The sequence below is a fragment of the Roseateles sp. GW821-FHT09G03 genome (genome assembly GCF_059416045.1).
Map to the genome: position 1 here is coordinate 524,169 of NZ_JBWKOK010000001.1, position 26,838 is coordinate 551,006.

At 69.6% G+C, this 26,838-nt stretch carries 25 protein-coding genes; 12 read left to right on the plus strand and 13 right to left on the minus strand.

Annotated features, from left to right (window positions below):
- Positions 1-8 precede the first annotated feature (8 nt).
- The 8 genes from AC07OZ_RS02350 to AC07OZ_RS02385 form a co-directional block, all read right to left on the minus strand.
- The gene (locus AC07OZ_RS02350) at positions 9-578 is read right to left on the minus strand and encodes a type IV pilus modification PilV family protein (RefSeq protein WP_495465551.1); all 570 of its coding nucleotides are present in this window, start codon (positions 576-578) and stop codon (positions 9-11) included.
- The gene (locus tag AC07OZ_RS02355) at positions 575-1,669 is read right to left on the minus strand and encodes a hypothetical protein (RefSeq protein ID WP_495465552.1); all 1,095 of its coding nucleotides are present in this window, start codon (positions 1,667-1,669) and stop codon (positions 575-577) included. Before AC07OZ_RS02355 ends, AC07OZ_RS02350 begins: the two co-directional genes overlap by 4 nt.
- Positions 1,666-2,427 (minus strand): PilW family protein, encoded by a 762-nt coding sequence (locus AC07OZ_RS02360; protein ID WP_495465553.1) that lies wholly within the window; start codon positions 2,425-2,427, stop codon positions 1,666-1,668. The genes AC07OZ_RS02355 and AC07OZ_RS02360 overlap by 4 nt, the downstream gene beginning before the upstream one ends.
- Before the next feature lie 10 nt (positions 2,428-2,437).
- Complete coding sequence (locus AC07OZ_RS02365) at positions 2,438-2,953, minus strand: type IV pilin protein (RefSeq protein WP_495465554.1); 516 nt, start codon at positions 2,951-2,953, stop codon at positions 2,438-2,440.
- Positions 2,950-3,546, minus strand: a complete 597-nt coding sequence (locus AC07OZ_RS02370) for a GspH/FimT family pseudopilin (RefSeq protein WP_495465555.1) — start codon at positions 3,544-3,546, stop codon at positions 2,950-2,952. Before AC07OZ_RS02370 ends, AC07OZ_RS02365 begins: the two co-directional genes overlap by 4 nt.
- A gap of 195 nt (positions 3,547-3,741) precedes the next feature.
- Entirely contained in the window at positions 3,742-4,185 is a 444-nt protein-coding gene (nrdR, locus tag AC07OZ_RS02375) for a transcriptional regulator NrdR (RefSeq protein ID WP_067271194.1), read from the minus strand.
- Positions 4,186-4,201: 16 nt separating this feature from the next.
- A complete protein-coding gene (gene glyA, locus AC07OZ_RS02380; protein ID WP_495465556.1) occupies positions 4,202-5,452 on the minus strand; it encodes a serine hydroxymethyltransferase in 1,251 nt (416 codons plus the stop codon).
- A 396-nt stretch (positions 5,453-5,848) separates the two neighbouring features.
- Positions 5,849-6,700, minus strand: a complete 852-nt coding sequence (locus tag AC07OZ_RS02385; protein ID WP_495465557.1) for a lytic transglycosylase domain-containing protein — start codon at positions 6,698-6,700, stop codon at positions 5,849-5,851.
- A 306-nt stretch (positions 6,701-7,006) separates the two neighbouring features.
- Between AC07OZ_RS02385 and AC07OZ_RS02390 the strand changes: the two genes are divergently transcribed.
- A complete protein-coding gene (locus AC07OZ_RS02390) occupies positions 7,007-8,560 on the plus strand; it encodes a UbiD family decarboxylase domain-containing protein (protein ID WP_495465558.1) in 1,554 nt (517 codons plus the stop codon).
- 250 nt (positions 8,561-8,810) lie between these two features.
- Here AC07OZ_RS02390 and AC07OZ_RS02395 read toward each other — a convergent pair whose 3' ends face one another.
- On the minus strand, positions 8,811-9,578 hold the full coding sequence (locus AC07OZ_RS02395; protein ID WP_495465559.1) for a YdcF family protein: 768 nt from the start codon (positions 9,576-9,578) through the stop codon (positions 8,811-8,813).
- Positions 9,579-9,666: 88 nt separating this feature from the next.
- Here AC07OZ_RS02395 and AC07OZ_RS02400 point away from each other — a divergent pair, with 88 nt between their 5' ends.
- From AC07OZ_RS02400 to AC07OZ_RS02430, 7 genes are all read left to right on the plus strand, one after another.
- Positions 9,667-13,710 carry a DUF748 domain-containing protein gene (locus tag AC07OZ_RS02400; RefSeq protein WP_495465560.1) on the plus strand — a complete coding sequence of 1,348 codons (4,044 nt, stop codon included), beginning with the start codon at positions 9,667-9,669 and terminating at the stop codon, positions 13,708-13,710.
- A gap of 76 nt (positions 13,711-13,786) precedes the next feature.
- Positions 13,787-14,362, plus strand: a complete 576-nt coding sequence (gene msrA / locus AC07OZ_RS02405; RefSeq protein WP_495465561.1) for a peptide-methionine (S)-S-oxide reductase MsrA — start codon at positions 13,787-13,789, stop codon at positions 14,360-14,362.
- Positions 14,362-15,105: an ABC transporter ATP-binding protein gene (locus tag AC07OZ_RS02410; RefSeq protein ID WP_495465562.1), complete on the plus strand. Its 744-nt coding sequence runs from the start codon at positions 14,362-14,364 to the stop codon at positions 15,103-15,105. Before msrA ends, AC07OZ_RS02410 begins: the two co-directional genes overlap by 1 nt.
- Complete coding sequence (locus AC07OZ_RS02415) at positions 15,102-16,388, plus strand: ABC transporter permease (RefSeq protein WP_495465563.1); 1,287 nt, start codon at positions 15,102-15,104, stop codon at positions 16,386-16,388. The genes AC07OZ_RS02410 and AC07OZ_RS02415 overlap by 4 nt, the downstream gene beginning before the upstream one ends.
- 109 nt (positions 16,389-16,497) lie before the next feature.
- Positions 16,498-17,052: a DUF3299 domain-containing protein gene (locus AC07OZ_RS02420; RefSeq protein ID WP_495465564.1), complete on the plus strand. Its 555-nt coding sequence runs from the start codon at positions 16,498-16,500 to the stop codon at positions 17,050-17,052.
- 13 nt (positions 17,053-17,065) lie between these two features.
- Positions 17,066-17,578 (plus strand): hypothetical protein, encoded by a 513-nt coding sequence (locus tag AC07OZ_RS02425; protein WP_495465565.1) that lies wholly within the window; start codon positions 17,066-17,068, stop codon positions 17,576-17,578.
- A gap of 166 nt (positions 17,579-17,744) precedes the next feature.
- Complete coding sequence (locus tag AC07OZ_RS02430; protein ID WP_495465566.1) at positions 17,745-19,886, plus strand: TonB-dependent receptor; 2,142 nt, start codon at positions 17,745-17,747, stop codon at positions 19,884-19,886.
- A gap of 3 nt (positions 19,887-19,889) precedes the next feature.
- Here the strand turns inward: AC07OZ_RS02430 and pdxH are convergent, their stop codons facing one another.
- On the minus strand, positions 19,890-20,525 hold the full coding sequence (gene pdxH / locus AC07OZ_RS02435; RefSeq protein ID WP_495465567.1) for a pyridoxamine 5'-phosphate oxidase: 636 nt from the start codon (positions 20,523-20,525) through the stop codon (positions 19,890-19,892).
- Between the two features lie 150 nt (positions 20,526-20,675).
- On the opposite strand from pdxH, the gene AC07OZ_RS02440 reads away from it, so the two are divergent.
- Entirely contained in the window at positions 20,676-21,320 is a 645-nt protein-coding gene (locus AC07OZ_RS02440; protein WP_495465568.1) for a nucleotidyltransferase family protein, read from the plus strand.
- Positions 21,321-21,359: 39 nt separating this feature from the next.
- On the opposite strand, the gene AC07OZ_RS02445 is transcribed toward AC07OZ_RS02440, so the two are convergent.
- Positions 21,360-21,983: a gamma-glutamylcyclotransferase gene (locus AC07OZ_RS02445; protein ID WP_495465569.1), complete on the minus strand. Its 624-nt coding sequence runs from the start codon at positions 21,981-21,983 to the stop codon at positions 21,360-21,362.
- 184 nt (positions 21,984-22,167) lie between these two features.
- Between AC07OZ_RS02445 and edd the strand changes: the two genes are divergently transcribed.
- Both edd and AC07OZ_RS02455 read left to right on the plus strand, forming a co-directional pair.
- Positions 22,168-23,988, plus strand: a complete 1,821-nt coding sequence (gene edd, locus AC07OZ_RS02450) for a phosphogluconate dehydratase (RefSeq protein WP_495465570.1) — start codon at positions 22,168-22,170, stop codon at positions 23,986-23,988.
- 44 nt (positions 23,989-24,032) lie between these two features.
- Positions 24,033-24,665, plus strand: coding sequence for a bifunctional 4-hydroxy-2-oxoglutarate aldolase/2-dehydro-3-deoxy-phosphogluconate aldolase (locus AC07OZ_RS02455; RefSeq protein ID WP_495465571.1), 633 nt, complete (start codon positions 24,033-24,035; stop codon positions 24,663-24,665).
- A gap of 137 nt (positions 24,666-24,802) precedes the next feature.
- Here AC07OZ_RS02455 and AC07OZ_RS02460 read toward each other — a convergent pair whose 3' ends face one another.
- On the minus strand, positions 24,803-25,381 hold the full coding sequence (locus tag AC07OZ_RS02460) for a PaaI family thioesterase (protein WP_495465572.1): 579 nt from the start codon (positions 25,379-25,381) through the stop codon (positions 24,803-24,805).
- 108 nt (positions 25,382-25,489) lie between these two features.
- Between AC07OZ_RS02460 and AC07OZ_RS02465 the strand changes: the two genes are divergently transcribed.
- A complete protein-coding gene (locus AC07OZ_RS02465) occupies positions 25,490-25,993 on the plus strand; it encodes a MarR family winged helix-turn-helix transcriptional regulator (RefSeq protein WP_495465573.1) in 504 nt (167 codons plus the stop codon).
- Positions 25,994-26,036: 43 nt separating this feature from the next.
- On the opposite strand, the gene xth is transcribed toward AC07OZ_RS02465, so the two are convergent.
- Complete coding sequence (xth, locus tag AC07OZ_RS02470) at positions 26,037-26,801, minus strand: exodeoxyribonuclease III (RefSeq protein ID WP_495465574.1); 765 nt, start codon at positions 26,799-26,801, stop codon at positions 26,037-26,039.
- Between the last annotated feature and the right edge of the window lie 37 nt (positions 26,802-26,838).

The window sequence follows — 26,838 nt, forward strand, 5'->3', positions numbered from 1 at the left end:
CGCGGAGTCTAGCGGCGCGATCCCGGCGGGAGCTGCAGCAGGCCGGAGAAGGCCGGGTCGGTGAGGGGAAGCAGACTCTCGAGGGTGACGGTCTGGGGCCGTCCGGTGCGATCCGTCCACTGCACGCGCACCTGCACCGGGCGCAGCGGCGGCACGGTGGCTCCTGCCTCGGGCACGCTTTCGTCGGCACCGCGACCCAAGGCGTCGGACGCGAGCACCGCGCTGCCCGCGACGGCGTATTCGATGTCCGGTCCCTCCCATGACAGCGAGGGGGTGGGACCGTCCGGCTGCCAGCGCCAGCGCTCGAGTTCATTGTGGGCAAGACGCAGGGCCTGATCGTGGTGGCGAACCTCGTCCGCGACCACGCGCAGCTTCACCTGCAGCGTCATGAGGGCGATGGCGCCGATGGACAGCAGCACCAGCACCACCAGGGCCTCGACGATCGTGAATCCGCTGCCGACCCAGCGGCGGGTGGGGCGGCGGACGAGGCCGTGGAGCTGGCGCCGGGTATGGCTCAGGGTATGGCGTCGGGCGTGGTCGGATCGGAGATCCCGACGGGGTGGGGGCAGGCGTTTCATCGTGTCGGCGTCCAGCCGCCAGGGACCGGCACGAAGCTGCCCATCTGTCGATGGATGCGGTAGAGGACGGCGGCGTCATGGATCAGTTCGACCGAAGCGGCCTTGTCGACGCGGGCATCGCTGACCACGGCCCCGCGCAGCGAGGTCGGCATGCCGGCAGGCGGATGCCAGTCGACGCCGTCCCGTGCATAGAGCAGCCCTTGCGGTTGGCCGGGGGCGGCCAGGTCCAGCCGCCCGTCGACGACCAGCACGATCGGCGTGCCGTCGAGCGCCGACTCGGGCCACTGGGACAGGCGTGCGTCGCCGTCGATCCAGATCAGGCGGCGCCCACGCGCCAGGGCCTGGGCGATCGGTCCGTCGCAATCGCCGCTGCAACGCAGCCGGGTGATGGCGGGCTGGTCGCGATAGCGCCCCGGCGGATAACCGAAGACCCGGAGAAAGCTTCCCGGTCCCTCGACCACGGCGGACGGTGGCGGCACGCGCAGCGCGCTGAGCAGTGCCAGATGCTGGGCGGCCTCGGCCACGCCGATCGGGCCGCCGGTGAGGTCGTCGCAGTCCGCCCGGCGGTCGCTGCAGCCGCGTGCGATGAGCTTCAGTTGCCCGAGTCCCCCTGCGTCGGCGAAGCGGATGCTGAACTGCGGTTGGGCCTCGCCGTCGGCGCGCGGCCCGCTCACGTCCGCGCTCCCGGTGACCGCGCAGCGACAGGACCATCGCAGGGGCCCCGAGTTCGCACAGAGCGGTGCCGCTGGCGCTGCCGCCGCGGCAGGTGGGCTGGGCGCGTGATAGTGGCCATCGGCACCGATCAGCAGGAAGCGGCCGCGGAAATCCGACGAGGTCGCGCCATCGGCCACCGAGCGAGTCGTCGCGGGCCGGCAGGCCTCGTCGATGGCGCCGCCGTTGAGCATGGCGACCGCCCAGGCCATGCCGGACTCCGCGGCCTCGGCGGCCGTGGCGGCCCGCAGGTCGTTGGCGGCCACCCGCTGTGCCGTCGTCATCTGCCGCGCCGCCCAGGCGGCCCCCAGCGCGAGCACGCCCAGCAGCACCACGCACATCGCCAGCGTGCCCAGCCCCCGTTCCTTCCGCCGCCTCATGAGCAGGCTCCCGTGAGCGCGTGGTTGTGCAACTGGCTCAGCAGTTCGAGGTGATGACTGACGCGCGGGTCGTGCGTCGCCTCGGCATCGACGATCAGGGTCACCAACCGCGCGGACAGGGCTGGCGCAGAGGCGGCGCCGGCCACGCTGGCCGGATCGCAGGCATCCCCCAATGGACGCGCCTGCGATGCGAGTCGCACCTCCAGCCGGCGCACGAGCAGCAGATCGGGATCCGTCAGCGGTTGGTAGCGGCCGGAGATCAACTGGTCGATCCTGCCGTTGCTCAGGCGGAAGCCGGACGTCTCCCGGACGGTCGCGCTGCCGGGGGCGCTGCCGTCGCGGGCGAAGCTGTAGGTCAGGCGTCGGCCGGCGTCGTCCACCGTGAGTTCCGCGTAGGGATTGCGGACCGGCAGGTCCGGGTCGTCCTGCCAGACGCTGTCCTGTGCCCGGTCCCAGAACGCCGCGCGCCGGAGGTCGCGCAGCATGAGCTCGGCCGTGGCGCGGAGTTCCTGCTGGACCTGCAGTTCCAGCATCAGCCGGTGGTGTTCTCCGAGCTGGACGCCGGCCATCGCGAAGGCACCGGCCAGCAGCAACAGACCGATCGTCAGGCCGATCATGAATTCGACGAGCGTGAATCCTCGTGTAAGCCCTCGCGTGGGAGCTCGAGTGGACCCTGGCGTGGATCGGCGTGTGAGGGCACGCGAGCGACCCGGCGAGCAGCTTTGCGGCGCAGAGCCTGGGGAGTGGAGTTTGATCATGGGTGCTCCATCACTGCGGCCAGCAGGTCTCGGCCTGCTCGACACCTTGTTCGTCGAGCCCGGTGGTGACGACCGTTCCCAGTTCGAGCCGCAAGGTCAGCACGCGGCATCGGCGGTCGCCGGACTGGCTGCCTTGCGCCACCGCCTCGACCCGGTAGCGCGTGGCGTCGGCCTGGACGACGCGCAGTCGATAGAGCCCGCCCTTCGTGGTCGCGGGCTGTCCGATGTCTTCCAGGCGGTCGGCGTATCGAGGGTTCCGTGAGCGGAAACGCTCCTGCGCGAGCTGGATCGATTGCAGCGCCTCGCGCGCCTCGGCGCGCCGGCCCTTCATGACCTGATCGCGGAAGCCGGGCAGCGTCAGCGCCGCCATCACGGCAACGATCGCGAGGACGGTCAGGATCTCGATCAACGAAAAGCCGCAGTGGACTTCTCGCAGACCGGATCGCAGACCGGATCGCAGGCCGGCTCGCGAGCCTCCTTGCACGTTTCCACGAGCCTGCGTCCGCAGGGTCCTGAGCGGCTTCATGCGCACCTCGGCAGGCGGTTCAGCGCGCCGTCGGGCGTGCAGCTGCGAACGCGGCCCGTGATGCTGACGATGTGACGGACCGAGCCGATGCTGGCCATGCGGACCTCGACCGTGCCGCTGACCGACACGGTCCCCTGGCGTCCGCTGAACAACATCGAGGGCACATTGGCCGTGACCTCCGGCCGGCCGAGGTCGCGCACCCATCGCACCTGCTTGATCGCCTGCGCGTCGGCTCGGCAGGTGGGCGGCGCGTCCAGGTGGCAGTCGCAACCGCCGGCGGCCCCGGTGTGCAGCACGTAGCAGCGCCCGCTGCCGCTGACGGCGGACTCATCGCCGCCGAATCGCAGGATCACGTTGCGTGAGCCCTGAATCGCCTCGCTGCGCGCCAGTTGAAGATCGCCGCGGACCGTCTGCGCGGCGTTCGCGAGTCGCTGACGCCAGAGCCAGTCCCGCAGCTCGGGGCCGGCCAGCAGCGCGACGAGGACGACCAGCGCGAGACTGACCAGCACCTCGATGAGGCTGATGCCGCGCACGGCGGTGAAGACGGGGCGGAGGAGCGCGGAAGCGGAGGGCGGGGCGGTGGCAGGCAACAAGGAAGATCTCCCGAAGAGTTGCCAGGAACTCTAGGGAGACGTCGGCCTTTGCGCTTCGCCTTCAGGAGGGAAGAGCCGGCCCGCTGAAGGGGGCCGGCCTTTGGGGGATGCGCGGGGGATGCGCTTGAAAAAGCCGTGAAGGACGCGTCAAAGGTGCACGACTTCGGTGCCGCACATGCGCGGCGTCGTGCAGGCTCAGATGTCGCGGATCAACTGCCGGAACTCGTCGACGTCCTCGAACGAGCGGTACACCGATGCGAAGCGCACGTAGGCGACCTTGTCGATGCGCTTGAGCTCGCGCATCACGTGCTCGCCCAGCTTGGTCGACGGGATCTCGCGCACGCCCGTGCTCAGCAGCTTCTCCTGGATGCGCTCCAGCGCCGCGTCGATCTGCTCGATGCTCACCGGCCGCTTGCGCAGCGCCAGCGTCATGGATGCGCGCAGCTTGCCCATGTCGAACTCGGCGCGCGTGCCGTCCTTCTTCACGACCATGGGCAACGCGATGTCCGCCCGCTCGTAGGTCGTGAAGCGCTTGTCACAGGACTGGCAGCGACGGCGGCGACGCACCACGTCGCCTTCGTCGGACTCCCGGGTCTCCGACACTTGCGTGTCGCCGTGACCGCAGAACGGGCATCGCATGCCTTGCCGGCTCCGCTCAGCGGTAGACCGGGAACTGACGCGTCAGCTCGGCCACCTGCTCGCGCACGCGGGCCAGGTTGGCCTCGTCGTGCGGGTTGTCCAGCACGTCGGCGATCAGGTGGGCGGTCTTGCGGACCTGCTCCTCCTTGAAGCCGCGCGTGGTCATGGCCGGCGTGCCCAGGCGGACGCCGCTGGTCACCATCGGCTTCTGCGGGTCGTTCGGGATGCCGTTCTTGTTGCAGGTCATGTGGGCGGCGCCCAGGATGGCCTCGGCTTCCTTGCCGGTCAGGTTCTTCGGACGCAGGTCCACCAGCATCACATGGCTTTCCGTGCCGCCGGAGACGATGCGCAGGCCGCGCTCGATCAGCGTGTCGGCCAGCACCTTGGCGTTGGCGACGACCTGCTGCTGGTAGGCCTTGAACTCGGGCGTCAACGCTTCCTTGAAGGCCACCGCCTTGCCGGCGATCACGTGCATCAGCGGGCCGCCCTGGATGCCGGGGAAGATCGCCGAGTTGATCTTCTTGGCGATCGCCTCGTCGTTGGTCAGGATGATGCCGCCGCGCGGGCCGCGCAGGCTCTTGTGCGTCGTGGAGGTCACGACGTCGGCATGCGGCAGCGGGTTCGGGTAGACGCCCGCGGCGATCAGGCCGGCGTAGTGCGCCATGTCGACCATGAAGTAGGCGCCGATCTCCTTGGCGATCTTGCCGAAGCGCTCGAAGTCGATGCGCAGCGAGTACGCCGAGGCGCCCGCGATGATCAGCTTGGGCTTCTTCTCGCGCGCCAGCGCTTCCATCGCGTCGTAGTCGATCTCTTCCTTGGCATCCAGGCCGTAGGAAATGACGTTGAACCACTTGCCGCTCATGTTCAGCGCCATGCCGTGGGTCAGGTGGCCGCCTTCGGCCAGGCTCATGCCCATGATGGTGTCGCCGGGCTGCAGCAGCGCGAAGAACACGCCCTGGTTGGCCTGCGAGCCGCTGTTGGGCTGCACGTTGGCGAACTCGGCGCCGAAGAGCTGCTTCAGGCGGTCGATCGCCAGCTGCTCGACGATGTCCACGTATTCGCAGCCGCCGTAGTAGCGCTTGCCGGGATAGCCCTCGGCGTACTTGTTGGTCAGTTGGCTGCCCTGGGCTTCCATCACCGCCGGAGAGGTGTAGTTCTCCGAGGCGATCAGCTCGATGTGATCTTCCTGGCGCCGGGTCTCCTGCTGGATGGCAGCGAAGACTTCGGCATCGACGGTGGCGAGGGTCTGTTGGGTGCGGTCAAACATGATGATGTCGGCTCAAGGGTTGGCGCCGCCCGGCCGGCATCGCATCGGCGTGGTCGCCGGTCATGGAAGACAGCGACCCGGCGACGGAGGACGGAACGACGGCGGCCCAGGCGAACGGCACGGACAGCCAGGGAGATCCCCGGCCGTTCGCGCTTCCCGGTGGTGGCCCACCTCGGGCGACGCCTGCGTCGGTGAAGGAATGATCACCGGTCAGGGCGCCCTGATCGCCAGTTGCGCGAAGCCCGCAGTGTAGCCGCACCGGCCAGGGGCGCCGGCCGACTCGTGACATTGTTCCCACGGCAGTGGGGCGAACATTGGGAGAAGGCTTCGCCCAATGAAGAACGGGTTCCGATGGAACCCGTTTTCCGAGGCGCGCCGACGGCGCGTATCAACCGATCAGCGCATGACGGCGGTCATCGCGACCTGTTCACCGGTCGACGCTGGCGCGGATGCCGGCTCACGGATCGGGCGCGGCGCCGACGGGCTGACGTTGCGGCCCTGGGCGACGGCCTTCAGCAGGTCCTGTTCGGCCAGCACGCGAGCGGCGTAACCGGTGTCGTCGGGCAGGTTGGCGGCGCCGACGTAGCGGCGCAGGCCTTCCTCGAGGCTGCCGGCGCGCTGGATGCACTCCTTCAGCACCTGGACGCCGACGCGCAGGTTGGTGACGGGGTCGAAGGCGGCGAAGTTGCCGCCGAAGGCCTCGTACTTGTCGTCGTGGACGCGCGTCATCACCTGCATCAGGCCCTGGGCGCCGACGGCACTCTGGGCGAACGGGTTGAAACCGGACTCGATCGCCATGATGGACAGGATCAGCGTCGGCTCGACACGGGCACGCTGGCCGACGTCCCAGGCTTCCTTGACCAGGCGGCTGACCGGCTCCGGCGCGACGCGGTAGCGCCGGGCCAGGTAGTTGGCCACCAGCGCCTGCTGACGGGTGAGCTCCTTCGGATCCACCGCGGTGGCGCGGGTGATCGCGTCGGGCTCGGCCATCAGGGCGAGCACGTCGCCGGAGGCCTCGACGCGCGCCTCGTGGCGGGCATTCAGCCAGCCCAGCACCTGGCCTTCCAGCTGCTGGCGCAGGTCGGCCTGGCTGGCGAAGACCAGCCCGACGGCGACGACGGCGAAGCCCACCAGGGCGAGCGTGTTGTGGCTGACGACCAGGAGGCCCTGGCCGATGTCCTTGACGAAAAGCACCAGGGCGGCTTGCGCCTGGCGGGGGAGGGATAGCAGGTCTGAACGCGCTGTCATGCGACTCCTTTCTCCGACCACGCCCGGCGTCTGTCTGGCGAGCCGCACGAAGCGTTCACTCGCAGGACCCCCGCCTGGGGGTGGTGATAATGGGCCGGCTCGGGCGTCGTCGACGGCACGGAGGGCTCTCAGAGGGCTCCGGGCTCTTGATGCGACAGACGGGCGATCCAGCGTCCATTGGCAGCACACCGGCTTCGCGTCCCACAGCAAAGACCGGGATAACCCTGGGGTCAGGGCAGGGCGCGATTTTATGGATCAAAAATAACCCGTCAACCGTATGGGCCTTGTTCTTAAATACTTTTGGTTATGAAGTACCGAGATCTGCGTGACTTTATGGGCGCTTTGGAGGTCATGGGCGAGCTGCGCCGCGTGGCCGAACCGGTGTCCCCCGTGCTCGAGATGACGGCCGTGAGCGACCTCGTCCTCAAGGCGGAGGGCCCGGCGCTGCTGTTCGAACAGCCGACCGGCCACCGCATGCCGGTCCTGGCCAACCTGTTCGGCACTCCGAGACGGGTGGCGCTGGGCATGGGCGCCGAGTCGACCACCCAGTTGAGGGAGGTCGGCCAGCTGCTGGCGACGCTGAAGGAGCCGGAGCCGCCGCGCGGCCTGCGCGATGTCGGCAAGCTGGCGCAGATGGGCAAGGCGCTGTGGGACATGAAGCCGTCGCTGGTGAAGCGGCCGGCCTGCCAGGAGCAGGTGTTCGAGGGCGACGACGTCGACCTGAAGCGGCTGCCGATCCAGACCTGCTGGCCCGGCGACGTCGGTCCGCTGCTGACCTGGGGGCTGGTGGTGACGCGAGGGCCGCAGAAGATCGCCAACCCGCGGCTGCGGCAGAACCTCGGTATCTATAGACAGCAGCTGATCGGCAAGCGGCAACTGATCATGCGCTGGCTGGCGCATCGCGGCGGTGCCCTGGATTTCCGCGACTTCGGCATCGCGAATCCGGGACAGCCGTTCCCCATCGCCGTGGCGCTCGGCGCGGACCCGGCGACGACGCTGGGCGCGGTGACGCCCGTGCCGGACACGCTGTCCGAATACCAGTTCGCCGGCCTGCTGCGCGGCTCACGGACCGAGGTCGCCGACACGAACGTCGGCGAGGCCGGCCGCATGCTGCAGGTGCCGGCGACGGCGGAGATCGTGCTCGAAGGCCACATCCCGCCGGCGGCGCCAGGCTTCACCGGCCGCAGCGAGGACGGCATCCCGCTGAAGGAGAAGGGCGGCTACCTGCACGCGCTGGAAGGGCCGTACGGCGACCACACCGGTTACTACAACGAGCAGGACTGGTTTCCCGTCTTCGAGGTGAACCGGATCACGCAGCGCGACGGCGCGATCTACCACTCGACCTACACCGGCAAGCCGCCCGATGAGCCCGCGGTGCTGGGCGTGGCGCTGAACGAGGTGTTCGTCCCCATCCTCCAGAAGCAGTTCCCGGAGATCGTCGACTTCTATCTGCCGCCGGAAGGCTGCAGCTACCGGATGGCGGTCATCTCGATCAAGAAGGCCTATCCGGGACACGCCAAGCGGCTGATGTTCGGCCTGTGGAGCTACCTGCGCCAGTTCATGTACACGAAGTTCATCGTGATCGTGGACGAGGACGTCGACATCCGCAGCTGGCAGGACGTGATCTGGGCGATCACGACGCGCATGGACCCGGTGCGGGACACGACGCTGGTCGAGGGCACGCCGATCGACTACCTGGACTTCGCCTCGCCGGTCAGCGGGCTGGGCGGGAAGATGGGGTTGGACGCGACCAACAAGTGGCCGGGCGAGACGCCACGCGAATGGGGCCGCGTGATCGAGATGCCGGCCGAGCAGAAGGCCCGTGCGGCGGATCTCTATCAGCGTTTGTTCGGGGGCTAGGAAACTACGGGTTCGTGGGGGTCCGGCCTTGAAAGGGCCGGCGCGCGGACCTAATGTTGTCGGGCCTTTTCGGCACTTCCTCTGGCGCAGTCTCTGCGCGCCAGGAGCCCTGTGGCAATTCGCCGCGGAGCCCCAAAGGCGGCTGGTCCGCCCACCCCTTCCTCGTCCGGCACGCCCGGCGCGGAGGGGGTTTCTCATTGGGGCCTTCGATCCCTGATCGTCGATGTCTGGCGCGCGATCCCCGGGACGGTCAATGGCCGCCCACGTAACCCAGCCATTCGTAGCCCAGATAACGCGCCCGCGAAATGCCTTCCTGCGACGGCAGCAGATCGCGCCACTCGAACCCGGGCAGTGCCAGGCCGAGCGGCGCGGGAACCACCTCCACGCCGGGCGGCAGCGCTTCGCGGAACGCGCGCAGCGACCGGCGCATGTGCACGTCGTGCGTGACGAGCACGACGCGCCGGATCGGCTGGCCGCGCAGCAGGTCAGCGGTGAATCGGGCGTTCTCGCGCGTGTCGGTGGCGCGGTCTTCCTTGGCCGCGAGCGTGAAGCCGAATTCCTGCGCTGCGGTGCGCTCGGCCAGCGCGGCTTCGGTCAGGCGGTCGTCGGACGAATCACGAGGCGTCCCGCCGGTGAACATCAGCGGGATGCCGGTCTGACGCGACAGCCAGATCCCGTAGCGCAAACGCTCGATCGACATGGCCTTGAGCTGCGGGCCGCCGTATTCCGGCATCAGCTTGCGCGCGCCGCCGCCGAGCACCACGATGATCGTCTCCTTCGGCGGCAGGTCCTTCAGGCGCTCGACCCGCACGGCCTGCTGAGGCCCCAGCAGCCGGTCCTGCAGCCACAGCGCGCCGAGCTCGGTGCTGCCGACCCAGACGGCGATCAGGCCGCTCGCGAACAGCGCGCCGGAGAGCCAGCGGCGGCGATGCCGCAGCCACCACGCGAGCAGCAGCAGCGGAAAGGCGCCGGTGGGCGGCAGCAGGAAAGCCGCGACCGCATGTATCAGGTCGTTCATCGAGAGCCGGGGATGGGTGTCAGGTGTTGAGGCCCGCCAGCATAATCAGCTTCCTTGACGACTCGTCCGGCTTTCGCCGGCTGCTCCCGTGTTCTTCTCCGCTCTTCCCGTCTGGCCGCGGCGCGCGCTGCGCGTGCTCGTGGGTCTGGTGCTGGCCGTCGTCGCCCTGCTGCTCGTGGCCTGGATCGCGCTGCCGATGTGGATCGAGCGGGCGGGCGTGCGGATCGCGTCGGAGCAACTGGGGCGTCCCGTCACGCTCGGCGGGGCGAGCTTCACGCCGTGGCGGCTCGCGCTCACGCTGGACGAGCTGAAGATCGCAGGCCCGGCGGCCAGCGCGCCGCCGCTGTTCGAAGTCAAGCAAGTGCGCACGGTGCTGTCGCCGCGCTCGCTGTGGCACCTGGCGCCGGTGCTGTCGTCGCTGACGGTGGCGTCCCCGCGGGTGCGCGTCGCGCTGCTGCCGGACGGCAAGACCGATCTGGACGACATCGTCGCCCGGCTGGCCGCCGCGCCCAAGCCAACGCCGACACCGGACGACGGACCGGCCGAGGCGGCGCTCTACAACATCGAACTCACCGACGGTGAATTCCGACTGGACGATCGCGGCGCCGGGATGGTGCACGAACTGAAGGCGCTCCACCTGGGCATCCCGTTCCTGTCGACGCTGGATGCGGACGTCGAAGTCCATGTGCAGCCTCGGCTGTCGGGGCGCCTGAACGGCGTCGGTTTCCAGAGCGAGGGCCAGGCGCAGCCCTTCGCCGACACGCGCAGCGCGAGCATGACGGTCAAGCTCGATGCGCTGGACCTCTCGGCGTACCGGGCCTACTGGCCCAAGGAGCTGCCGATGCGGCTCGCCAAGGGGCTCGTCGATTCGCAGTTGACGCTGGACTTCAAGCAGCCGCCGAAACAGCCGCCCGAGGTCAAGGTCAGCGGCAGGACGTCGGTGCGTGAGCTGTCGCTGCAGCGGCGCGCGGGCGCTGGATCGGACGTGAAAGCGGACGGTGGCTGGGAAGACTGGCTGCGCTGGCAGGCGCTGACCGTCGATCTGGCGGACGTGCAGCCGCTCAAGCGTCAGGTGCTGCTGGGCGCGGTGACCTTGAAGCAGCCGGAACTGCTGATGGGCCGCGACGCGCAAGGCCGCCTGTGGCTGCCGGAGATGCCGGCAGCAAAAGCTGCGACGACATCCGCATCGAACGCCACCGCGGCGGCACCGAAAGCCGCGTCCTCCGATGCCGCGAAGACCCCGGCGAACGGCGCGGCGAAGGGCGCGACGCCCTGGCGCGTCGGCGTGCAGCAACTGGCGTTGGAAGGCGGTCGCGTCGGCTGGACCGACGAGACGCTGCGTCCGGTGGCCCGATGGAACGTCGACGGTCTGACGCTCAAGGGCAGCGGGCTGAACTGGCCGCTGGCCGCGAAGGCGGCGCCGGTGGAGATCACCGCGACGCTGTCGCCCGAGGGCGCGAAGAGCCCGGCCGCGTTCAGCGGCAAGGGCGAGGTCGGCGCGGCGGGCTTCGCACTCGACTGGGCCTTGAAGGACCTCGCGCTGGATGCTTTCGCGCCGTATCTGAAGGCGGCGACGCCGCTGTCGGTGCAGGGCAGCTTCGGGACGCAGGGCTCCGTGCGAGCGGGGCCGACGGGCGAGGGCCTCAAGCTGTCGCTGAAGGCGCTCAGCCTCGACGACGTGCAACTCGCCGACGGCAAGAAGCCGGTGCTGGCGCTCAAGCAGTTGAGCCTCGACCAGGCCGAACTGGCGCTGGACAGCCGCAAGCTGACCGCCGGGCGGCTGGCGCTGGTGGCGCCGAAGGCGCAACTGGGCCGCGACAAGGCCGGCAAGTGGAGCTGGGACAACTGGATGGGCGCGTCCGCGACCTCGCACGCCGCGGGCGGGCAGGGTGCCACCCCTGTTGCAGCCGCTGCAACCGCATCCAGCCGACGCGAGCCCTCGGGACGCGGCGACCGTCTGAGCTTGAGTGCACCGGACCACCCCGACCTCGCCGCAGCCAAACCGGCCAATGACGCCCCGTGGACCGCGCAGATCGCCGAGATCTCCGTGGAAGGCGGCGAAGCGACGCTGTTCGATCTGGCCACGCACGTGCTCGACGATGAACCGGCCCGGCCGATCGGCGTGCAGGAGCTGATGCTGAAGGTGTCCGGCATCGACTGGGACGGTCACCAGCTGCGCAAGCCGCTGCCGGTGCAACTGGGCGCCACGCTGCGCCGGCCCGACGCCACGCGCCGCAGCACGCGCGACGTACCGAAGTTCCGCTGGGACGGTCAACTGGCGCTGGCGCCGCTGAAGGCCTCGGGACGCCTCAGCGCCGAGCACCTGCCGCTGCACTGGGCCGATCCGTATCTTGATCCGTCCATCGGCATCCATCTGCAGCGTGCTGAGGGGTCGATGCGCGGCGGCTTCGAATTCATCGAGACGCCCAAGGGACCGTCGGTGCGCGCCGGCGGCGAACTGGTGATCGCGGATCTCCGCCTGCGCCAGGCGCGCCTGCAGGACGGCAGGCGCCGTTCGGCCGAGGATCTGCTGAGCTGGCAAAGCATGAAGCTCGGCGGACTGCGGCTGGCGCTGGCGCCCGGTGGCGCGCCGGACGTGAAGATCCAGCAGGCCGTGCTGGACGAGTTCTATGCGCGCCTGATCATCAATGAGCAGGGGCGCCTCAACCTGCGCGACCTGAACCAGACGGAGCAGGGCCAGGCCGTGGCCGCCGTGGCGGGCACGCCGGCGGCGTCCGCGCCGGTGGCGGCGACGGTGGCTCGCGCGACGTCGGCGCCAAACGCGGCAGCGAACCCGGGTGCGGGTGCGACCGGCGCCACGGCATCGGCCAGTGCTGCCTCGTCCGCGGCCGGCGATCCGCCGCTTCGGATCAGCATCGCCGAGACACGCGTCAACGGGGGCAAGGTCGATTTCAACGACCGCTTCATCAAGCCCAACTACAGCGCCAACCTCAGCGAACTGACGGGCACGCTGGGCGCGTTCTCGGCGGGGTCGGCGGCGATGGCGCCGCTGCAGCTGAAGGGCAAGGTCGAGGGCACCGGCCTGCTCGACATCAGCGGTCAGTTGAACCCCAGCGGCGCGCCGCTGGCGCTGGACATCACCGCCAGCGCGACCGACATCGAGCTCGCGCCGCTGTCGCCCTATGCCGGCAAGTACGCGGGTTACGCGATCGAGCGCGGCAAGCTGTCGACGCGGGTCCATTACCAGATCGAGCCCGGCGGCCGCCTGGAGGCCGACAACAAGATCGTGCTCAACCAGCTGACCTTCGGTGACCGCATCGACAGCCCGACGGCGACGCGGCTGCCGGTCAAGCTGGCGGTGGCGCTGCTCAAGGACAGCAACGGCGTCATCGACGTCAACCTGCCGGTCAGCGGCTCGCTCAACGATCCGGAGTTCAGCGTCGGCGGGCTGGTCGTGAAGCTGATCGTCAACCTGCTGACGAAGGCGCTGATGGCACCGTTCTCGCTGCTGTCCGGCGGCGGTGGCGGCGCCGAAATGAGCCAGCTGGAGTTCAAGCCAGGCACGGCGGCGCTGCAGCCGGAGGCGGCGAAGAAGCTCGAGCCGCTGACGAAGGTGCTGGCCGACAAGCCGGCGCTGCAGCTGAGCATCACCGGCTGGGTCGATCCCGAAGCCGAACGCCGCGCCGCGCAGGGCGCCCGGCTGGAGGACGCGCTGGTCGCCGAACGCCGCCGTGAACTGCGGCGCGCGTCGGTGACACAGACGGTGACGCAGGCGGTGAGCGCGCCCGCCTCGGGTGCTTCCGGCACGGCCGATGTGGGACCGGCGCCGGTCGTGCTCGACGACGCGCAACGTGCACGGCTCCTCAAGGTCGTCTACGACAACGCCAAGCTGCCCAACAAGCCGCGCAACTTCATCGGGCTGTCCAAGGACATCCCGGCGGCGCAGATGCGCGAACTGCTGATGGACAGCTACACCGTCACCGACGAGCAGTTGCGCGAGCTTGCGCTGCAGCGCGCGGTGGCTGTGCGCGACGCGCTGCTCGAGCGCGGCGTGCCGAACGCGCGCATGTTCCTGGCGTCGCCAAAACTGCATGCGAAGGACGACGAACGGGGCGCCGACAAGGACAAGGCCTGGCAGCCGCGCGTCGATCTGGCGCTGAGCGCACAGTAAGTCCGTGACGCCCGGGCTTGATCGCGGATGATCCGCCCACAAGTGACCCGGCCGACCGACTCATGAGGACCTCGCCATGACCACTATCCCGAATCCCGTCCAACTCCAGCCCGGCGAGGACCTCATCACCCTCGGCGGCGGCTGCTTCTGGTGCACCGAGGCCGTGTTCCTGCGCGTCAAGGGGGTGCTCGGCGTGGAGTCCGGCTACACCAACGGGCCGCTCGCCAGCCCGAACTACGAGCAGGTCTGTTCCGGCTCCACCGGCCATGCCGAGGTGGTGCGGGTGCGCTTCGACACGAAGGTGGTCAGCCTGGAGGACCTGCTGCAGGTCTTCTTCACCATCCATGACCCGACCACGCTGAACCGCCAGGGCGCCGACGTCGGCACCCAGTACCGCTCCGGCATCTACTACACGCGGCCGGAGCAGCTCGGCGTGATCCGCCAGGTCGTCGACGAGGCGCAACGCGCGCACGGCGGCAAGGTGGTCACCGAGATCCAGCCCGAAGACAACTACTGGCCCGCCGAGGCGTACCACCAGGACTACTTCGCCAACCATCCGGAGCAGGGCTACTGCGCCTTCGTCGTCGCGCCCAAGGTCGACAAGTTCGCGAAGAAGTTCAAGGAACTGCTGAAGGACGAGGCGGCGGGTTGATGGTCGTTTTCGACGGGCTGCGTTATCGCTACGGCGGACGGGACAGGGCGGGCGAGGGCGACATTTCGACTGTCGCCGACTTGCGGTTCCCGGACTTCGCGTTGCCCGCCGATGGCCACCTGCTGTTGCGTGGCGCTTCGGGAAGCGGCAAGAGCACGCTGCTCGCGCTGATGGCAGGCTTGTTGACACCGTCGGGCGGCCGACTCGTGATGGGGGACATCGAGGTCGGCGCACTTGCGCCTGCGGCGCGCGATGCCTGGCGCGGCGTGCACCTCGGCTTCGTGCCGCAGCGCTTGCACCTGAGTCCGTCGCTCAGCGTGCGCGACAACCTGTCGCTGCCCTACGTGGCGGCCGGCTTGTCGCCGGACCTCGCGCGCATTCAAGCGCTGCTTGAGGAACTGGGTGTGGGCGCGCTCCTGGATCGGCGCCCGCATGCGCTCAGCCAGGGGCAGGCGCAGCGGGTGGCGCTCGCACGGGCGCTGCTGCGCGCGCCGCGATTCGTGCTCGCCGATGAGCCCACCGCCAACCTCGACGACGAGGCCTGTGAAGCGACGCTCGCGCTGCTGCGCCGCGCGGCCGTCGAGCACGGCGTGTGTCTCGTGATCGCCTCGCACGATGCGCGGGTCGAGGCCGCGTGGGCCGACTGGCCGGCGCTGCACCGGCTCCGGCTCCCGGGTCGAAGCGCCGCTCCCGCGTCTTCGCATCCCGGCCACGTTGCGGCTTCGACGAATTCGACACCATGAGCCGCGCGCCCTTGAACCTGCCGCGCCTCGCATGGCGCTACCTCTGGGCGCGTCCGATGCTGACGGCGCTCAACCTGATGCTGCTGAGCCTGGGTCTGGCGGCGATCGGATTCGTCGTCCTGGTCAGCGAGCAGATGGAGCAGGGTCTCAAGCGCGACCTCGGCGGCATCGACCTGGTCGTCGGCGCCAAGGGCAGCCCGATGCAGATCCTGCTCGCAGGTGTGTTCCACCTCGACCAGTCGACGGGCAACATCCCCCTGGCCACCGTGTCACAGCTGCGCGCGCAGCCGCTGGTCGCGCAGGCGGTGCCGATCTCGCTGGGCGACAGCTTCCAGGGCTTTCGCATCGTCGGGACGACGGCCGACTATCCGGCGCTCTACCAGCTCACGCTGGCGCAAGGTCAGGCCTGGAAGGCGCCGATGCAGGCGGTGCTCGGCGCCGACGTGGCGAGCCGCTCAGGCTTGAAGCCCGGCGACCGTTTCCACGGCACTCACGGGCTCGCGTCCGGTGGCGACGAGCACCAGGAAGCCTACGAGGTCACCGGCGTGCTGGCGCCGACGGGTGGGGTCGTCGATCGGCTCGTGCTGACGGACCTCGCTTCCGTGTGGGAAGCGCATGCGGCGCACGGGCATGGCAAGGCGGTCCCGTCGGGAGGCGCCGATGGCCATGATCAGCACGAACACGCGCATGAGCACGGGAAGGACGCGCATGACGTCGAGCCTGTGGATGAGGCCTCGCTCGAAGTCAGCATGGTGCTGGTCCGCTATCGCAGCCCGCTCGCCGCGGTGATGCTGCCGCGCTGGGTGAACGCGCAGCCGGGCTTGCAGGCCTCGGTGCCCGCGCTGGAAACGGCGCGGCTGCTGAGCATGGTCGGCGTCGGTGTCGACGTGCTGCGCGGCTTCGGCGGCGTGCTGCTGCTGGCGGCGGCCTTGTCGGTGCTGGTCGCGCTGCTGCACGCGGTGCGAGAGCGCCAAGGCGATCTCGCGATGCTGCGAATGCTGGGCGCGACACCGGCGCGCGTGGCCGCACTGATCGCGATGGAGTCGCTGATGCTGGCGGGACTCGCCACCCTGCTGGCGCTCGTTCTGGCCCACGCGCTGACGGCCGGGCTCGGTGCGGTGCTGGCGCAGCAGCAGTCGTTGAGGCTCTCCGGCGCCTGGGTCTCGGGTTGGGAAGCGCTCGTGCCCGCCCTGGCGCTCGGCCTGGCCTTGCTCGCCGCGGCGTGGCCCGCGTGGCGCGGCTACCGGCTCGACGTCACCGAGCTGCTCCAGACGCCGCGTTGAGCGCGGCTCGCCCGCCGCTTGCTTCGGACGGTCATCGACCCGGTGCACAATGATGAGCTTCACGCGGCCCTGAATCCGCATTGAAGCCGCATTGACGCCACCGCCCTTGATGACCACTCGCTCCATCACCGCTGCAACGCAGGCCCTCCAGGCCGCGGTCGCGCTCGTGACGATCGTCATGGCGGGCGCCGCCTTCGCGCAGACCGCTTCGGGCGCCACTGCAACGCCAGGCGCCGCAATCCCGATGGGCTCCGGCCCCGGCTACCACGACCCGCGCAGCCCCTTCAAGCCGCTGCAGGAGGTCGAAGGCGTCGTCAGCTGGAAGCTGCTGTCCTCGGTCACCGTGAAGGCGGACAAGAGCAAGGTCATCCCGAGCTTCCCGTCCGGCGTGCTGGCGCTGAACCAGCGCACCGTGAAGGTCCAGGGTTTCATGATGCCGCTGGAGCCGGGCGACAAGCAGAGCCACTTCCTGCTGTCGTCGGTGCCGACGAGCTGCTCGTTCTGCGTGCCGGCCGGACCGGAAGGCCTGGTCGAGGTCCGCAGCAAGACGCCGGTGCGCTACACGCTGGACGTCGTGACCGTGGAAGGCCAGATGGCCGTCCTCAACGACGATCCCTACGGCATGTTCTATCGCGTGACGGACGCCGTCCGCGCGACACGTTGAAGCGCTGACGCCGATGTCCCGTTCGCCCGCCATCGCCATGACCCGCCAGCAGCGCTGGTGGATCTGGCTGTGCGTGGCCGCGGTGATGGGCTTCCAGGCGCTGGGGCTGGTGCACCGGACGCTGCACGGATCGCCTGCCGCGTCGTCGCGGGCGGCGTTCACGATCGCGGCGTTCGTGGCCGCTGCCGAAGCGGCCGTCGAGACCACCGGTACAAACGATGCCGCCGATACGGCCGATACGGCCGATGCGCCTGCCGACCTCGTGTCCGACGCCGGCGGCGACACCATCCCCGTCATTGCCGACGCAGTGACGGCGGACGACGGCAGCGCCCCGCGCTTCGGCCATGCGGCCGGAACGCCCGACTGCCAACTGCTCGACCAGCTCAGCCATGTGCTGGGCCCGATCGTCCAGGCCACCGCCTGGGCCACGCTGCCGCCGGACATCCCCACCGGCATCGATCAGCCGCATGACGCCACGCTCGCGCAGCAGTGGCGCAAGGGCGCTCGCGGGCCGCCCAGAGCCTGACACCTCCATCGATTCCGCCCTTGCTCAGGCGCGTCCGTTGCGGACGTGTCCGTTCACGCGATCGGGCTGCTCGCGCACGCCTCCGGCGTCGCGGCGTGCCGGCATGGGCCCTCCAAGAATTTGATGGCGCCGCGGCGTTCAGCCGCCGGTGCTCGAGAGTGTTTCCATGGCCATCCTGTCCTCTTCGATCCGTTCGTTGGCGCCGTCGCGCGCCCCTTTCCAACCCACGCTGCTGGCGCTCGCGCTGAGCGCCGCCGCCGGCGGCGCCTGGGCGCAGCAGGTTCCGGCCGCGCCCGCCCCGGCGCCCGCCGCGGCTGACAGCACGGCGGATGCCGGCCCCGCGTCCGGCGGCGCGGACCGTCCCCACAAGCACAAGCTCGACGTGGTCGTCGTGACCGGCAATCCGCTGAGCCAGAAGGAGCTCGCCGCGCCGGTGCAGGTGCTGAGCGGAGATGCGCTGACCCTCAAGCGCGGCGCCAGCCTCGGCGAGACGCTGGACGGCCTGGCCGGCGTGGGCTCGACCTACTTCGGCCCGAACAGCAACCGCCCGACGATGCGCGGTCTCGACGGCGACCGCGTGCGGATGCTCAGCAACTCCGGCGCCTCCGTCGACGCGTCGAGCCTGAGCTTCGACCACGCGCTGCCGGTCGATCCGCTGGTGCTGACGCGCGTCGAAGTGCTGCGTGGCGCGGCGGCGCTGCAGTACGGCGGCAACGCGATCGGCGGCGTCGTCAATGCGATCGACAACCGCATCCCGCGCCTGGCCCAGCCCGGCCTGAACGGCGCGGCGGAGCTGCGCCTGGGCGGTGCTTCGAAGGAACGCGGCGGCGCGGTCGTGCTCGACGGCGGCACGACCGGCTTCGCCTGGCACGTGGACGCGGCCGACCGCCGCGCCGACGACCAGCGCGTGCCGCGCTTCGACAGCGAGGACGGCTCGTCGACACACGTCCGCAACTCCGACAGCCACGGCCGCAGCGGCGCAGTCGGTGGTTCGCTGCTGTTCTCGAAGGGCTACGCCGGCGTGTCGGTCGAGGACTATCACAACGACTACGGCGTCACCGTCGAGCCCGACGTGCGCATCGAGATGCAGCGCCAGCGCCTGGCGACCGCCGGCGAGTGGCGCGATCCGCTGCCGGGCCTGGCCCGCGTGACCTGGCAGTTCGCGAGCAGCCGCTACAAGCACCAGGAAGTGGAGGGCAGCGGCGCGGTCGGCACCGTCTTCTCGTCCGACGGCAAGGACGGCCGCATCGAGGCGACGCATTCGGCGTTCCAGGGCGACTGGGGCTCGATGCAGGGCGTGCTCGGCTGGCAGTGGGAGCTGAGCGATTTCTCCGCGCTCGGCGAGGAAGCCCTGGTGCCCGGCACGAAGACCCGCAACAACGCGCTGTTCCTGATCGAGCAGTTCCGCTCGGGCCCGTGGAGCCTGCAGGCTGGTGCGCGCGCGGAACGCGTCAACGTCGCCTCGACCGGCGGCGACGAGGAACGCTTCGGCGATCCGGTGACGCGGCGCTTCAGCCCGAAGAGCTTCTCGCTGAGCGGCGCCTATGACCTGGGCAACGGCTTCAGCTTGTCGAGCAACCTGAGCAGCAGCCAGCGCGCGCCGACCTTCTACGAACTCTTCGCCAACGGCGTGCACGTGGCGTCGGGCGCGTACGAGGTGGGCGACATCAACATCGGCCTCGAGCGCGCGAAGGCGGTCGACCTCGGCCTGCACTGGAAGCAGGGCGACGCGAAGTGGAGCGTGCAGGTCTACCAGACGCGCTTCTCCAACTACATCGCGCTGGACGCGAGCGGCCGCAGCATCGAGGAAGTCGGCGAGGACGGCGAGATCGCCTCGGTGCCCGAGTACCTCTACCGCGGGGTGCGCGCGCGCATGCACGGCGTGGAGCTGGAAGGCAAGCAGCCGCTGCCCAAGCTGATGGGCTGGGACCTGACGCTGGGAACGACGATCGACCTGGTGCGCGGCACCAACCGCGACACCAACGAGCCGCTGCCGCGGCTGGCGCCGGTGCGGGGCAGCGTCTCGATCCAGGCGGAGCGCGGCCCGTGGTTGCTCCAGGCCGAACTGCGTGGGGTGATGCGTCAGGACCGCGTGCCGGCGCTGGACACGCCGACGGCCGGTTACGGCATCCTGCGGCTGAACATCGCGCGCCACTTCGACATCGGCAACCTGGACGCGATGTGGTACGTCAAGCTGGACAACCTGGCCAACAAGCTGGCCTACAACGCCAGCAGCGTGCAGACCATCCGCGAGCTGACGCCGCTGCCGGGCCGCAGCCTCTTCGCGGGGCTGCAGGTCAAGTTCTGATCGTCAGGGCGCGAGCCGCTCGCGGATCCACTCGCTGCCTTCGCGGCGGTACACGAGCCGGTCATGCAACCGCGACTTGCGCCCCTGCCAGAACTCCCAGCGCTCGGGCACGAGCCGGTAGCCGCCCCAGTGCGGCGGCCGGCTCGGGCTCAGCCCGTGCTGCGCGGCGGCCTTGGCCGCATTGGCCACCAGCACCGCGCGCGAGGAGATCACCTGGCTCTGCGGCGAGGCCCACGCGCCCAGGCGCGAGTCCAGCGGCCGCGACGCGAAGTAGGCATCGGACTGCGCCGCGTCGACCTGCTCGACGGCGCCTTCGATGCGGACCACGCGTTCCAGCTCGACCCAGTGGAACTGCAGGGCGGCGAACGGATGCACCGCCAGCTCGCGGCCCTTGCGGCTGTCATAGTTGGTGTACCAGACGAGGCCGCGCTCCTCGATGTCCTTGATGAGCACGATGCGGGTGGACGGACGTCCATCCGGGCCGACGGTGGCCAGCGTCATCGCGTTGGGTTCGGGCACCTGGGCGTCGAGCGCCTGCTGGAACCATTCGCGGAACTGGCGCAGCGGCTCGCCCGCGGACTGGTGTTCGTCGAGCTCGGCGCGCTCGTAGCTCTTTCGAAGGTCGGAGAGTTTGTCCATCTTTCGGAGTATCGGGCGAATCCTTAAGTAAAGCTCCCACCCTGGAAACTCCGGGTGGGAGCGCTTTCGTGTGGCAGGCATGCTTGGTCCATCGAGCCGCGCCACAGAGTCGGCCCAGGGGGATCGGGACCAAACCAGAAGGAAGTTCGCATGAATCAGCGACGACCCGCCGTCGTCGTGCTCGCGGCAGGGCGCGGCCAGCGCTTTCGCGGCGAGGGCCACAAGCTGGAACAGGTCGTGAATGGAGACACCGTGCTGGCGCTGACCTTGCGCCAGACGATGGCCTCCGGCCTGCCGATGCTCGTGGTGACCTCGACCGCGTTGGCGCCTCTGGTCCGACGCCATGTGGCCTCGCGCGACATGCTGGTGCTGCCCGACCAGGACCGCCTCGGGCGCCCCGCGCCCTTGGGCATGGGGCATTCGATCGCGGCAGGCGTCGCCGCGACCGGGGACGCGCCGGGCTGGCTGATCCTGCCCGCCGACATGCCGATGGTGCGGTCCAGCACATTGGCGGCGGTCGCGCAGGCCATCGAGCACGACCCGATCGCGTACGCGCAGCACCGCGGACGGCGCGGGCACCCGGTGGGGTTCAACGCCGAACTCTTCTCCGAACTCACCAGCCTGCAAGGCGACGAAGGCGCCCGCCGGCTGCTGGCGCGGTATCCGGCGCAGGCGGTGGACGTCGACGATCCGGGCGTGCTCATCGACGTCGATACCGTCGAGGACCTGCAACGCCTCGCCGTCGATCCGTCGACGCCGCGTCCCAGCGGCGCAGGTCTGCGGACCTTGGGCTGACGCCCGCGCCGGTCGTCCTTCAGCGCGTCTTCAGCCGCTTCAAAGCCCGTTCGAGCGGGCCAGCGCCAACTGGCGCTCCAACGCGCGATCGTGGATGCCGTGCTCGCGCAGGCAGGTCACGGCGCGCTGCAGGTAGTCGAGCGTCGTGCCGTAGCGCCCCCGCGCGTGCCGCAGGATGTGCAGCAGCCGGTCGTCAGCGATGTCGCCGACCCAGCCCGGACTGCGTCGCGACAGCGTGAAGGCCAGCGCCTTGCGCGTGCCCAGGCCGTCGCCGCAGTGGCAGTCCAGCCAGCGCGGCACGTAGGTGCCGACCACCATCTCGCGCAGCCACAGGCGGCGCAGCGTCGCCTCGCTGTCCTTGGGGTCGACGCGGTACATCAATCCCCGGCAACTCCCGCCCGACAGCAACGTCATCACGAGGCCCGGCTGCTCGTTGCTGCCCCGGTTCACCAGCGAGCGCAGCCGCAGCGCGCGGTGGTAGCCCTGGACCCTGGCCACCGATGTCTGAGCGGGGTCAAAACCGGGGTTCCACATCAGCGAGCCATAAGCGAACATCATCAGGCCGTGCTCGCGGTCCCAGGTGCGTTCGGCCACCTCCAGCAACTGCTGGCTGTGGGCGGGGAGGTCTTCCAGGCGGGCTTCCGCGAGGGGGTCGTGAATCATGGATCGAATGCTGCCATACAGGCCGCCCGTGTCGGGTACGTGGCCTGCCGCGAAGGTGTGGCGTGCGCCCCGTTTCTGTAACCACCTTGTACCCGGGAAACCGGTCGGGGAGGGGACGCACACGCTCTGGGGCGTGTAATATGGTTACCAATCTAACCCTGGCCGAGTTACATCGGCAGTCGGCATGAACAAGACCATTCTGGATGTCACCGCGCGGATCAAGGCGCGCAGCGCCGCGTCGCGCGAGCGCTATCTGGACCTGATCGAGCGCATGGCGGGTCGACAGCGCGGCGTGCAACGCCTGGGCTGCGCGAACGTGGCGCATGCGGTGGCCGCGATGCCGGCCAACGACAAGCTCCGCATCGTGGCCGAGAAGGCGCCGCACCTGGGCATCGTCACGGCCTACAACGACATGCTGTCGGCGCACCAGCCGTACGAGACCTACCCCGCGATCATCCGCGACGAGGTCCACCGCCTGGGCGCGACGGCGCAGGTCGCCGGCGGCGTGCCGGCGATGTGCGACGGCGTCACGCAGGGCACGCCGGGCATGGAGCTCAGCCTGTTCTCGCGCGACACGATCGCGATGGGCACGGCGGTGGCGCTGTCGCACGACGTGTTCGATGCCGCGCTGCTGCTGGGCATCTGCGACAAGATCGTGCCGGGCCTGCTGATCGGCGCGCTGCACTTCGGGCATCTGCCCTGCGTGTTCGTGCCGGCGGGGCCGATGAGCTCGGGCCTGTCCAACAACGACAAGGCCAAGGTGCGCGAGCTCTACGCACAGGGCAAGGTCGGCCGCGACGAGCTGCTGCAGGCCGAGTCCCAGGCCTATCACGGCGCGGGCACCTGCACCTTCTACGGCACGGCCAACAGCAACCAGATGCTGCTGGAAGCGATGGGCCTGCACGTGCCGGGCGCGGCCTTCGTCCATCCGCACGACGGCCTGCGCGAGGCGCTGACCCGCGAGGCCGTGCGCCAGGCGCTGAAGATCATTCCGCAGCGCGACTACACGCCGATCGGCCGCATGGTCGACGAGCGCAGCATCGTCAACGCGATGGCCGCGCTGCTGGCCACGGGCGGCTCGACGAACCACCTGATCCACTGGGTCGCGGTGGCGCGTTCGGCGGGCATCCTGATCGACTGGAGCGATTTCTCCGAGCTGTCGGGCGTCGTGCCGCTGCTGTCGCGCGTGTACCCGAACGGCAGTGCCGACGTGAACCAGTTCCAGGCCGCCGGCGGCCCGGGCTTCGTGATCAAGGAACTGATCAGCGCCGGGCTGATGCACGGCGACGTGCTGACCTCGGTGTCGGGCCAGAACCTGAGTGCGTTCGGACGCCTGCCGCATCGCGCGGAAGACGGTTCCGTGACCTGGACCGACCTGCCGGCCAAGAGCGGCGACGACACCGTCGTGCGCACGGCCGCCGCGCCGTTCTCGCCGACGGGTGGGTTGAAGCTGCTGGCGGGCAACCTGGGCCGCGCGGTGATCAAGGTGTCCGCGGTGCCGGAGGACCGTCACACGGTCGAGGCACCGGCGCGTATCTTCGACAGCCAGGAAGCGATGCAGGCCGCGTTCAAGGCCGGCGAACTGGAGCGCGACGTGGTCGTCGTGGTCCGCTTCCAAGGCCCGCAGGCCAACGGCATGCCGGAACTGCACAAGCTGACGCCGCCGCTGGCGGTGCTGCAGGGCAAGGGCTTCAAGGTGGCGCTGGTGACGGACGGCCGCATGAGCGGCGCGTCGGGCAAGGTGCCGGCCGCGATCCACGTGAGCCCCGAGGCGCTGGCCGGCGGACCGCTGGCGAAGCTGCGCGACGGTGACCTGGTGCGCGTCTGCGCCAACACCGGCGTGCTGAGCGCGCTGGTGCCGGCCGCTGAATGGGACCGCCGCGAACTGGCGCAGATCACCCCCGATGCGGTGATCGAGAACGGCGCCGGCCTGGGCCGCGAGCTGTTCGCCGGCATGCGGCGCAACGTGACGACGGCGGAAGAGGGCGCGATCAGCTGGCTGTGAGGCCGAGTTGAACGCCCACTGATTTCGACTACAAGGACATCCACATGACTTCCATCAAGGACACCCTGAGCCTGGCCGAGTTCGGTCCGGTGATTCCGGTCATCGTCATCGACCGCGTCGAAGACGCGGTGCCGCTGGCGCGCGCCCTGGTGGCGGGCGGCGTGCGGGTGCTGGAGGTGACGCTGCGCACGCCGGTGGCGCTGGAGGCGATCGCCGCGATCTCGCGCGAGGTGCCCGAAGCCATCCTCGGCGCGGGCACGCTGCGCACGTCGGCGGATGCCGTGGCGGCGAAGAAGGCCGGTGCGTGTTTCGCCGTCAGCCCGGGCTTCACGCAGGACGTGGCCGGCTCCTGCGAGGCCAACTTCCTGCCGCTGCTGCCGGGCGTGTCGACGGCCAGCGAGGTGATGATGGCCAGCGATGCCGGCTACAAGTTCCTGAAGCTGTTCCCTGCCACGGCGGTGGGCGGCGTGAACCTGCTGAAGGCGCTGGCCGGACCGTTCACCGACGTCGTGTTCTGCCCCACGGGCGGCATCACGGTGCAGACCGCGCCGGACTTCCTGGCGCTGCCGAACGTGAAGGTCTGCGGCGGCTCGTGGCTGACGCCGGCCGATGCGGTGAAGGCGGGCGACTGGGCCCGCATCACGCAACTGGCGAAGGAAGCCAGCGCGCTGCGCTGAGCCAACCGCAGCTCACCCGCCCCCTGGGGGCGGGCCGGGGTGGGGCGACTTCTGCCCCGCCCGCTTGGAGGGCGGGGATGGGGTGGAGCGAAACGATAAAACGTGGCTTCCAGAGCCCATGCCGAGGGCGGCCGTGTTCAACGCTTCGGCGGATCGAACACCAGGCAAGTCGTGCTGGCATGTGCATACAACTTGCCATCATGGCCGACGAGGTCGGCCTCGGCGGTCGCCATCTGGCGGCCGACGTGCCGCACGCGGCCGATGGCGCGCACGACCGGCACCTTGTCGTTGAGCGCGCGCACGAGGTTGATCTTCAACTCGAGCGTCGTGTAGGCGCGGCCCACGTCCATCGTCGTGTGCACCGCGCAGCCCAGCGCTGAATCCAGCAGCGTCGCGTACCAGCCGCCATGCACCGTGCCCATCGGGTTGTAGTGCCGGAACTTGGGCGTGCCCTGGAAGATCACCTCGCCCTTGCTGGCGCGCAACAGCGTGAAGTCCAGCGTCTGCGCGATCGGAGGCGGCGGGAGCTTGCCGTCCAGCATCGCCAGCATCTGCTCCAGACCGTTCATGCCGGCGATCTCGGCCATCGTGGCCACGCCGTGTTCAGGGCGGAGCCGGGCGCGGACCTCCTTCTCTTCCGCCAGCCATTGGGTCAGCGCTTCGTCGTGCGACACGACGGGTGAAGCGGCGGGCGAGGGAGTCAGTGCTGCGCTCATCTTGGAATCCTGCGGAAGTGGGTCGGAGGGAAGCTTGTGGCTGCAATGGTTGCAGCTACAATATTCCGCTGTCAAGCCTTCCGGCGACACCTTGAGAGATCACTCCAGATGAGCGTTTCCGTCTCTCCCTCGAAGACAACGCCTGCGCAGACGCTGACTCAGGCGCAGGCGGAGCCGATCTCGCCCAAGGGCTGTACCAATTTCAAGCTGCGTCAGGTGACGCGGCTGGTGTCCAACCACTGCGAGGCGCAATTCGCCGAGTCCGGGCTGACCACGACGCAGTACGCGCTGCTGTCGCACATCGTGGTGCTGGGGCCGATCCAGCCGAGCGAGCTGGCGCGGCGCATGGACATCGATCTCTCGACGCTGTCGCGCAACGTGCAGCCGTTGCAGGCGCTGGGGCTGGTGGAGACGCTGCCCGGTGCGGATGCGCGCAGCCGTCAACTGCAGGCGACGGAAGAGGGCCACGCGCGGCGCAAGCAGATGAAGGCGACGTGGAAGCGCGCCCAGCTCTCGCTGAACGAGCGCCTGGGCGACGAGCGCGTGCAGCGCCTGCACGCCTTGCTGGACGAATGCGCCGCGCTGATGCGCGGTGAGGTCGAGCCGGACTGAGTGGACCGTCGCGGACTCGAGCGGAGTCGCTCCGGCAGCGCGCTCAGTCGAGCGTGACTATCACGGGCGCGTGGTCGCTGGGCTTGGGCAGCTTGCGCATGGCCCGGTCGATCGTGCAGGCGGTGACCCGGGACTTCAGCGCCGCGCTGACGAGGATGTGATCGATGCGCAGGCCCTTATTCTTCTGGAAGCCCAGCATCCGGTAGTCCCACCAGCTGTAGCTCTTGGGCGGCTGCTCGAACATCCGGTAGGCATCGGTCAGTCCCAGGTCGAGCAGCGCCTGGAAGTGCGCGCGCTCCTGCGGCGACGTGTGCGTCTGGCCGACGAAGGCGGCCGGGTCATAGCAGTCGCGGTCCTCGGGGGCGATGTTGAAGTCGCCCATCAGCACGAGCTTCTCGTGCTGCTGCAGCTCGGTGGTGAGCCAGGCGCGCAGGCCGTCCAGCCAGGCCATCTTGTAGACGAACTTGTCGCTGTCCAGCGCCTGGCCGTTCGGGAAGTAGCCGCCGATCACGCGCACGTCGCCGACCGTTCCCGCGATCAGCCGCGCCTGCTCGTCGGCATAACCGGTGATGTTCTTGACCACGTCCTTGGCGGGTGTCTTGCTCAACAGGGCGACGCCGTTGTAGGTCTTCTGACCGAACCACTGCACCTGGTAGCCGGCGTCCGCGATCTCCATCGTCGGGAACTTGTCGTCGGTGAGCTTGGTCTCCTGCAGCACGAGCGCGTCGACCGGATTGGCGGCCAGCCAGTCGAGCAGCTGCGGCAGGCGCACGGCCAGGGAGTTGACGTTCCAGGTGGCGAATTGCATGGCGGTGTGGCGCGGCGGGGATCGCGCGTGGGAAGTT

Excerpts from the sequence above, each read along its gene's own strand:
- AC07OZ_RS02350 (WP_495465551.1), bottom strand. The coding sequence starts at position 578 with ATGAAACGCCTGCCCCCACCCCGTCGGGATCTCCGATCCGACCACGCC.
- AC07OZ_RS02355 (WP_495465552.1), bottom strand. The coding sequence starts at position 1,669 with ATGAGGCGGCGGAAGGAACGGGGGCTGGGCACGCTGGCGATGTGCGTG.
- AC07OZ_RS02360 (WP_495465553.1), bottom strand. The coding sequence starts at position 2,427 with ATGATCAAACTCCACTCCCCAGGCTCTGCGCCGCAAAGCTGCTCGCCG.
- AC07OZ_RS02365 (WP_495465554.1), bottom strand. The coding sequence starts at position 2,953 with ATGAAGCCGCTCAGGACCCTGCGGACGCAGGCTCGTGGAAACGTGCAA.
- nrdR (WP_067271194.1), bottom strand. The coding sequence starts at position 4,185 with ATGCGATGCCCGTTCTGCGGTCACGGCGACACGCAAGTGTCGGAGACC.
- glyA (WP_495465556.1), bottom strand. The coding sequence starts at position 5,452 with ATGTTTGACCGCACCCAACAGACCCTCGCCACCGTCGATGCCGAAGTC.
- AC07OZ_RS02385 (WP_495465557.1), bottom strand. The coding sequence starts at position 6,700 with ATGACAGCGCGTTCAGACCTGCTATCCCTCCCCCGCCAGGCGCAAGCC.
- AC07OZ_RS02390 (WP_495465558.1), top strand. The coding sequence starts at position 7,007 with ATGAAGTACCGAGATCTGCGTGACTTTATGGGCGCTTTGGAGGTCATG.
- AC07OZ_RS02395 (WP_495465559.1), bottom strand. The coding sequence starts at position 9,578 with ATGAACGACCTGATACATGCGGTCGCGGCTTTCCTGCTGCCGCCCACC.
- msrA (WP_495465561.1), top strand. The coding sequence starts at position 13,787 with ATGACCACTATCCCGAATCCCGTCCAACTCCAGCCCGGCGAGGACCTC.
- AC07OZ_RS02410 (WP_495465562.1), top strand. The coding sequence starts at position 14,362 with ATGGTCGTTTTCGACGGGCTGCGTTATCGCTACGGCGGACGGGACAGG.
- AC07OZ_RS02415 (WP_495465563.1), top strand. The coding sequence starts at position 15,102 with ATGAGCCGCGCGCCCTTGAACCTGCCGCGCCTCGCATGGCGCTACCTC.
- AC07OZ_RS02420 (WP_495465564.1), top strand. The coding sequence starts at position 16,498 with ATGACCACTCGCTCCATCACCGCTGCAACGCAGGCCCTCCAGGCCGCG.
- AC07OZ_RS02425 (WP_495465565.1), top strand. The coding sequence starts at position 17,066 with ATGTCCCGTTCGCCCGCCATCGCCATGACCCGCCAGCAGCGCTGGTGG.
- AC07OZ_RS02430 (WP_495465566.1), top strand. The coding sequence starts at position 17,745 with ATGGCCATCCTGTCCTCTTCGATCCGTTCGTTGGCGCCGTCGCGCGCC.
- pdxH (WP_495465567.1), bottom strand. The coding sequence starts at position 20,525 with ATGGACAAACTCTCCGACCTTCGAAAGAGCTACGAGCGCGCCGAGCTC.
- AC07OZ_RS02440 (WP_495465568.1), top strand. The coding sequence starts at position 20,676 with ATGAATCAGCGACGACCCGCCGTCGTCGTGCTCGCGGCAGGGCGCGGC.
- AC07OZ_RS02445 (WP_495465569.1), bottom strand. The coding sequence starts at position 21,983 with ATGATTCACGACCCCCTCGCGGAAGCCCGCCTGGAAGACCTCCCCGCC.
- edd (WP_495465570.1), top strand. The coding sequence starts at position 22,168 with ATGAACAAGACCATTCTGGATGTCACCGCGCGGATCAAGGCGCGCAGC.
- AC07OZ_RS02455 (WP_495465571.1), top strand. The coding sequence starts at position 24,033 with ATGACTTCCATCAAGGACACCCTGAGCCTGGCCGAGTTCGGTCCGGTG.
- AC07OZ_RS02460 (WP_495465572.1), bottom strand. The coding sequence starts at position 25,381 with ATGAGCGCAGCACTGACTCCCTCGCCCGCCGCTTCACCCGTCGTGTCG.
- AC07OZ_RS02465 (WP_495465573.1), top strand. The coding sequence starts at position 25,490 with ATGAGCGTTTCCGTCTCTCCCTCGAAGACAACGCCTGCGCAGACGCTG.
- xth (WP_495465574.1), bottom strand. The coding sequence starts at position 26,801 with ATGCAATTCGCCACCTGGAACGTCAACTCCCTGGCCGTGCGCCTGCCG.